Annotated in this window: 9 protein-coding genes and 1 tRNA gene; 5 read left to right on the forward strand and 5 right to left on the reverse strand. The window is 69.0% G+C overall.

Annotated elements, in window-relative coordinates:
• Positions 1–982 (reverse strand): aminomethyltransferase family protein (locus ACESK5_RS18285; RefSeq protein WP_372913018.1); only part of this gene is annotated, 982 nt, incomplete at its 3' end.
• Positions 983–1,023: 41 nt separating this feature from the next.
• Positions 1,024–1,323 carry a DUF6432 family protein gene (locus tag ACESK5_RS18290; protein ID WP_372913019.1) on the reverse strand — a complete coding sequence of 100 codons (300 nt, stop codon included), beginning with the start codon at positions 1,321–1,323 and terminating at the stop codon, positions 1,024–1,026.
• Between the two features lie 140 nt (positions 1,324–1,463).
• Here ACESK5_RS18290 and ACESK5_RS18295 point away from each other — a divergent pair, with 140 nt between their 5' ends.
• Positions 1,464–2,600 carry a hypothetical protein gene (locus tag ACESK5_RS18295; protein WP_372913020.1) on the forward strand — a complete coding sequence of 379 codons (1,137 nt, stop codon included), beginning with the start codon at positions 1,464–1,466 and terminating at the stop codon, positions 2,598–2,600.
• Between the two features lie 48 nt (positions 2,601–2,648).
• Here ACESK5_RS18295 and ACESK5_RS18300 read toward each other — a convergent pair whose 3' ends face one another.
• Positions 2,649–3,050, reverse strand: coding sequence for a dihydroneopterin aldolase family protein (locus ACESK5_RS18300; RefSeq protein ID WP_372913021.1), 402 nt, complete (start codon positions 3,048–3,050; stop codon positions 2,649–2,651).
• A gap of 116 nt (positions 3,051–3,166) precedes the next feature.
• Here ACESK5_RS18300 and azf point away from each other — a divergent pair, with 116 nt between their 5' ends.
• Positions 3,167–3,988: an NAD-dependent glucose-6-phosphate dehydrogenase Azf gene (gene azf, locus ACESK5_RS18305; RefSeq protein ID WP_372913022.1), complete on the forward strand. Its 822-nt coding sequence runs from the start codon at positions 3,167–3,169 to the stop codon at positions 3,986–3,988.
• A gap of 44 nt (positions 3,989–4,032) precedes the next feature.
• Here the strand turns inward: azf and ACESK5_RS18310 are convergent, their stop codons facing one another.
• Positions 4,033–4,734 (reverse strand): DUF309 domain-containing protein, encoded by a 702-nt coding sequence (locus tag ACESK5_RS18310; RefSeq protein ID WP_372913023.1) that lies wholly within the window; start codon positions 4,732–4,734, stop codon positions 4,033–4,035.
• 216 nt (positions 4,735–4,950) lie between these two features.
• Here ACESK5_RS18310 and ACESK5_RS18315 point away from each other — a divergent pair, with 216 nt between their 5' ends.
• A complete protein-coding gene (locus ACESK5_RS18315) occupies positions 4,951–5,175 on the forward strand; it encodes a hypothetical protein (protein ID WP_372913024.1) in 225 nt (74 codons plus the stop codon).
• A gap of 167 nt (positions 5,176–5,342) precedes the next feature.
• Here ACESK5_RS18315 and ACESK5_RS18320 read toward each other — a convergent pair.
• Positions 5,343–5,415, reverse strand: a tRNA-Arg gene (locus ACESK5_RS18320).
• Positions 5,416–5,538: 123 nt separating this feature from the next.
• Here ACESK5_RS18320 and ACESK5_RS18325 point away from each other — a divergent pair.
• Entirely contained in the window at positions 5,539–6,036 is a 498-nt protein-coding gene (locus ACESK5_RS18325) for a hypothetical protein (protein WP_372913025.1), read from the forward strand.
• Positions 6,037–6,279: 243 nt separating this feature from the next.
• A partial coding sequence (locus tag ACESK5_RS18330; RefSeq protein WP_372913026.1) for an OB-fold nucleic acid binding domain-containing protein occupies positions 6,280–6,835 on the forward strand: 556 nt, incomplete at its 3' end.

The following is a 6,835-nucleotide window of genomic DNA, read 5'->3' on the forward strand; positions in this document are numbered from 1 at the left end:
CCTCGGCGGCACAGTCGAAGTCCACCAGCGCGAGTGCGACCGGCCGCTCCAGACTCGGACTCTCGACGCCCCGCGTCACCTCTCCGACCGACCGGTCGCCGTCGAACACCGCCGCGCCCGCCGCCGGCACCGACTCGGGCAGCAGACCGACGAGGCGCTGGCTGGGACGGCCACGGTTCTCGACCTTCGAGACGACCTCCTGTCCGACGTAACAGCCCTTCTCGAAGTCCAGTGCCGACCGGAGGCCGAGCACGTTCGGGATGCGGCCGACGAGTTCCGTGTCGAACAGCGGCGTGCCCGCCTCGCAGGTCAGCGTGTTCCACGTCGCGTAGCCGAACGGGACCGCGTTGACCCCGCGCAACAGGAGCGTCTCGAACACGTCGGCGGCGGCGTCGGCGGCACAGACGACCTCGTACCCCTCCTCGCCGGTCGGCGCGTCGGCGGCGACGACGGTCACCCCCTCGTCGGCCATCGACCCGCGGACGAAGGTACCCGCCGGTTCGGGTGCGCCGGCGTGGTTGAGGACGCTGGCGACCTTCTCGGTCGCGTGCGGGCCGTGGACGCCGAAGACGCCGAAGTCTGCCGAGGCCTCCCGGATAGTAACGTCCTGCACGAACGTCTTCGCGCTCCAGTCCTCGGCGAGTGGGCCGGCGCGGTCCGGCGGCGTGAAACAGAGCAGACGCTCCCCGGCGTTGTAGATGGCCATGTCGGTCTCGATGCGGCCCTGCGGGTCGAGCAAGAGCGCGTAGGCCCCCTGTCCGTTCTCGGCGGGGACGCGGTTCGAGACGGCGTTGTCGACGAAGTCGACCCGGTCGTCGCCCTCCACGACGACGACGCCGTAGCCCATCTCTATCACGCCGACGCCGTTTCGCACGGCTCTGTGGGTGCGCTCGGCGCGGCCGTAGTCGCGGACGACCTCGCGGTCGCCGCGCTCCTCGAACGTCGCTCCGTGTGCGGCGTGGGCGTCGCGGACGACAGTCATGCCGTGGCGTACGGCGCGGGGGGCTAACGGGCTTTCGTTCGCTACAGGCCGAGTCGCTCGCGTATCGCGTCGATGAAACTCCCCTCCTCGTCCAGTTCCTCGCTCGGGTCGGGGACGACGCGGTCGGCCGGCAGGATGCGGACGCGCTCGGACTCGTGTTCGACCTCGATGAGGCCGTCTGCCTTCAGCGCGCCGAGTGCGTCCTCGATGGCGTCGATGTCGGCCTCGACCGCGGCCCGGACCTCGAACACCGTCATCCCGTCGTCGGCCCGGTCCACGAGCGCGTCGAGTACCGCGACCTCGATGTCGGCGCGATCCCGGTACTCCCGCTTTGCTCTCATAGACTCCACAACGACCGGAGCCGTTTTACCGTTACCGCCCGCGGTCACCCCGCGTTCCGTGTGCCCGCCGGCACGGCGTCAGACGAACGTCGGACGCGGAGGGGGTGTTTTTTTGGTGTCCGGTTCGGAAGGTCGTGCCAATGGGACTGAGATGTCTGCTCGGGCACGATTACGGGGACCCCGAGTTAGAACGCGACCGAGACGAACAGGGTGAGGAGGTGGTCGTCACCGTCCGAGAGGTGGCGACCTGCACGCGCTGTGGTGCCGAGCGTGTCGTCAGCGAGAACAAGGAGGTCACGTCGATAGCCTCGCCGTCCGAGATAGAGGGACTCGCCGAGGACGACGCCCACGACGCGGAGGTCGTCGACGCGGACGGCGTGCCGGTGGACGGCGACGACGGGTCGCCGGCCGCCGAGACGCCAGCCCCGGCCGACGCGAGCGCGGACGCCTCCCCCCCGGCCGACGCGTCGCCCCCGGTCGACGCGACCGAGACACCCGAGTCGACGGCCGACGCGCCGGACCCGTCGATGGCGGACGCCGAGGCGGCAGACGACACCGAGGGCGGCGCGGAGATTATCGAAGAGACCGCCGACGCGGAGCACACACCGACGGCAGACGAGGTCGAGACGCCGGTCGCCACAGCGGACGCCGAGGCCGACGACGGCCCGTCCGCCGAGGAGGACGACGGCGTCATCCTCGACGCCGACGACGAGGAACCGAGCGAACGCGGTCACGGCGAGTGGCCCGCGGCCGACGACGTGAACGAGGGACCGCCCGAGCAGACGCCGACCATCGAGGAGGTCCGCGGCGAGACGCCCGCCGACGCCGAGGGTGGGGCGACGGCCGCCGACGGCGAGTCGGCCGGCGACGAACACCACGACGCCGAGGTCGTCTCGGAGACCGACCCGGACCAAGCACAGTGGCCCGAACAGGTCGGCGACGACGAGGGGTTCGACGCCGAACCGAGCGACGGCAGCGCCTCGGAGGTAGAGTTCGGCGGTCTCGCGCCACAGGGTGACTCCCCCGAAGCGGTCGAGACCGTCGAGGAGGGCTTCGACGCCGAGTTCGTCGACAACGGCTCGGAGGCCAGTCGCGCGGCGAACGGGTCAATCACGCGTGCGACCGAGATAGATACGAGCAGAGACGCCGAGGACGTGCCGACCGAGTACGTCTGCCCCGAGTGTGCCCTGCGCCGGCCCGCGACCGGGTCGTCGATGCGCGAGGGCGACATCTGTCCGGAGTGCAAGCGCGGCTACATCGCGGAAGAACCCCGCTGAGTCGGCCGCCGCCGTTCTCGTCTGCTCGGTCTCGCTTTCTCCTCTCCGTCACTCGACGACCGAGACGAGTCGCATCAGCGGGTACCCGTCCTCCATCTCCATACGCGTCTCGACCGTGACGCCCTCGTACCGAATCCGCATCTCGACGTCCATGAACCGGCCCGTCAGTTCGGTGTAGTCGGCGGTCGAGTCGGCCAGTTCCGCCGCGAGCGCGTCCCGCCGAATCGACACCGTGACCGACTCGCAGTGTGGCTGGTTCTCGATGGCCTCGCTCATCGCGCGTTCGAGACTGTCGGCGCTGTCCGGCGAGAGGGGCGTCCCGGCGAACTGGTGGTAGAGCGACCCGAACTTGATGCCGGCCTCGAAGCAGGCCTGCTGTGGGTCGGTAATCGCGTCGTGGTCGCCCGTCTCGGCGTCGTGGTCGCTGCTCGCGTGCGCGTCGTCGTCCATATGTGGTCCTCGGTCGGCGGGGAGAAATGGGTGACGGGACCGCGAGCGTCGGCGCGTCGACTTGAACCCGCTCGAACCGCATCATACAAGACCCTCGTCGGCAGATAGACGAGTGAATGGACGACCCGGTACTGCTGACTGGGGCGGGGGGCCGCGTCGGGCAGGCTATCCTGCGTGACCTCGGCGCTCGCTACGACTGGCGACTCTTGGACCGGGAACCGCTCTCGAAGTCGAAACTCCCCGAGGGCGTGTCGAGCGAGGACGTGGTCGTCGCGGACGTGACCGACGAAGACCGGATGCACGAGGTGATGGAGGGCGTCGGTGCCGTCATCCACCTCGCGGGCGACCCCCGGCCGGAGGCGACGTGGGAGAGCGTCCTCCGGAACAACATCGACGGGACCCACTCGGTGATGTACGCCGCCGCGAAGGCGGGCGTCGAGAAGTTCGCGTTCGCCTCCTCGAACCACGCGGTCGGGGCCTACGAGACCGACGAGCGCAAGCCGGACATGTACCGCGAGAGCGACGACTACCGCCTCGACGGTGACGAACCACCCCGGCCGAGCAACCTCTACGGGGTCAGCAAGGCGACCGGCGAGACGCTCGGCCGCTACTACCACGACCACTACGGCCTGTCGGTCGTCTGCGTCCGCATCGGGAACCTCACCGAGGGTCACCCGCCGCGCGACTACGAACGCGGGCAGGCGATGTGGCTCTCGTACCGCGACTGTGCCCACCTCTTCGACTGTACGCTCACGGCCGACTACGACTTCGAGATAGTCTACGGCATCTCCGACAACGACCGGAAGTACTACTCCATCGAGCGTGCCCGCGAGGTACTCGGCTACGAACCGCAGGACAACTCCGCGATGTTCTCGCTGGACGGCACGCCGAAAGAGGAGTACGCCGACCAGACGCCAGACGGCGCGTCCTCCGACTGACCGGCCGACTCGTTCCCCGTCTCCTTCTGCACGCTACCCTGCCGTCAGTCGAACAACCCCTCCACGTCCGACGCCTCGCGTTCCCGCCGCGCCAGATGTGACGTGAGTCGCTGGTAGACCAGTCCGCGGTTGACCGTGTCGTCGGCGAAGTCCATCACCAGCGCGGTGAAGCGCGTCTCGGTCCCCTCGCTGACTTCCTCGCGGGCCACCTCGACTGCACGGGCGATGCGCTCTGCGTCGAAGGCGTCGTACTCCCCAGCGACTATCTCGGCGGCCACCGCGGCCGTCTCGAAGTCGAGTTCGGCCGGGCGGAGTCGCTCGCCGTCGACCCGGAGCGCCAGCGGTGGCCGGCGCTCGATGACCTCTGGGTCTGCGTGCAGGACGGCGAGGTACCGCCGGACGCCGGCGAGGTTCACCCCGCGGTAGTCGCCCGGCAGGTCCGCGAGGTACTCGCCCGCGCTCTCGGCCAGTCCGGTCGCGCCCGACCAGTTGCGCCGACGGGCGTGGTAGACGGCGGCGGTGAACTGTATCAGTCCGTGGAGGAGGCGTTCGTCGTCGCTCCCCGTCGGCAGGTCCAGCCAGCACTCCTCCCACGCGTCGTGGGCCGCGTGGTACTCGCCGATGTCGTAGACGGCGACCCCGGCACGGAGTGCGCGGGTGAGCGTGGCCGCCGAGGGTGTGTCCGACTCCCCAGACGGGTCACGCTCGCGGTCCTCGTCCGGCCCACGACGGTCGGCGTCGGTCATGCCGACACGTCTGTCGTCCCCGGACAAAGGCGTTTCTCGGTCGGGGCGTGGACTCGGCGTCTCACGGTACACGCGTGCTACCACGTCACAGGGACACCGTACCGCATCGACCGGCGAGCCATACCTATGCCACCTGCCGACATCTGTGGTAGCACACACCATGACCAGTCCCAGTACCGCACCCGCCTGCCGACCGACCCGCCGTGGCCGTTCGCCATGAGACACTGCGTCCGCTGTGGCGACGCGTTCCTGTTGACGAACCGGTATCGCGGGAACTACTGTCCGGACTGTCACACGGCGTGGCTCGGCCGCGAGCGACCCGCAGACGCGACTGCGGTCGAGGGTCCACCGCGACTGCTGGCCCGTCGGTCGGGACGCGGGCGGAGCGAGCGACGCGCCACCGCGGACCGACGGCGCGAGCGGACCGGTCGCGACGAGTGAGTCGTCACTCCGAGAGAGATGTCGGCAGAAACGTCCTGACGGAGATTTGAACTGGGCGAGACGGTCGGCCTCGCGTCGCTCGGCCGCTGCGACTCGCCGGCGCAAATCTCCGCGTCGTGACTCTGGCAGAGCACGGTCGCACCGCTGTCGAGTTGTGTCGGCAGAAACGTCCTGACGGAGATTTGAACTCCGGTCCCTGGCTCCGCAAGCCAAGAGGATAGTCCACTACCCTATCAGGACTCATCTCTTGATACACCGGACCCGCTTAAGTCGGTTACGATACGACCGGCCCGCGCGAGGGAGGCACAAGCGATTTTTTGACCCTTCCGAAGGCCTTTGAAATAGCCTCCACAAGCGGGAGGTATGCGACGACGAGACCTGCTCGGGACGGTCGGAGCGGCGGTCGGAACCGCGCTGGCCGGCTGTGTCGGCAACGACGGGCCCGACCCGGCTACCGGCGATGGCAGTGGCGACGGCGACTCGGGTGGCTCCGACGGGACGGACACGCCGACCACCCCGAGCGTGACCGACCGGAGTCTGACCGAAATCGAGGAGTGCCCCGCGCAGGGGAGCGCGAGCGTCTCGTGGGGCGAGACGGCCGTCACGATTACCGGGTGTATCACCGGACGGAACGGCTGTTCGGTCCCGGTGCTCGGGGGAGCGGAGTACGACGCCGAGGCGGACGAACTCGCCGTCACCGTGACGACCGAAGAGGAGGACTCGGGCGGGGCCTGCACGCAGGCGCTGACCGACCTCGGCTACGAGGCCACCGTGACCTTCGCGGGCGGCCTGCCGACCAGCGTCGTCGTCACCCACGAGACGATGGGCGAGTCGACGACGGCCGCCGACGCGACCCGGTAAGTCGTCGGACACGACCGACGCGACCCGGTGGGTCGTCGGGAGTCGACGACGCCGGACGCGACCGAACCTTCTTGTGCGATGCCGGGACCACCGACGGTGTGTTCACCCGCCGCCGCCGTCCGCGACCGAAACCCCCCGACAGCACCGCCAGAGCCGGGCAAGGACAACGCTTAAGCGCAGTCCTTTCCTGCCTTCGGACACGATTATGGGAGCGATGACACGACGCCGGGGAGGTGTCCGTCCGTGGGTGTGATAGAGGACGTGTACGACGACCTCGACACCGACGTCGAGTTCGAGAAGTTCGAGGCCGCAGTCGAGGACAAGGTCGAGCAGATGGGCGGCCTCGCGGACGAGGAGACGGCCGCGATGCTCATCGCGCACGAACTGCGCGACGAGGAGGTCAACAGCATCGCCGACATCGAACCGGGGATGGACGACGTGAAGTTCATCGCCAAGGTGACGAGCATCGGCGAACTGCGAACCTTCGAGCGAGACGACGCCGACGACGAGGAGGCAGAGGGGCAGGTCGTCAACCTCGACGTGGCCGACGAGACCGGGACGATTCGGGTCTCCTTCTGGGACCGGATGGCCGAGGACGCCGTCGAGTCGCTCGAAGTGGGCGAGGTCCTCCGCATCGCCGGCCGGCCGAAGGAGGGGTTCAACGGACTCGAAGTGAGCGCGAACAAGGCCGAACCCGACCCCGACGCCGAGGTCGACGTGCAGGTACTCGACACCTACCGCGTCGAGGACCTGACGCTCGGAGCCTCCGACGTGAACCTCAAGGGCACACTGCTCGACG

Source organism: Salinigranum sp., from assembly GCF_041641895.1.
In the GTDB taxonomy this organism is placed as follows: Archaea; Halobacteriota; Halobacteria; order Halobacteriales; family Haloferacaceae; genus Salinigranum.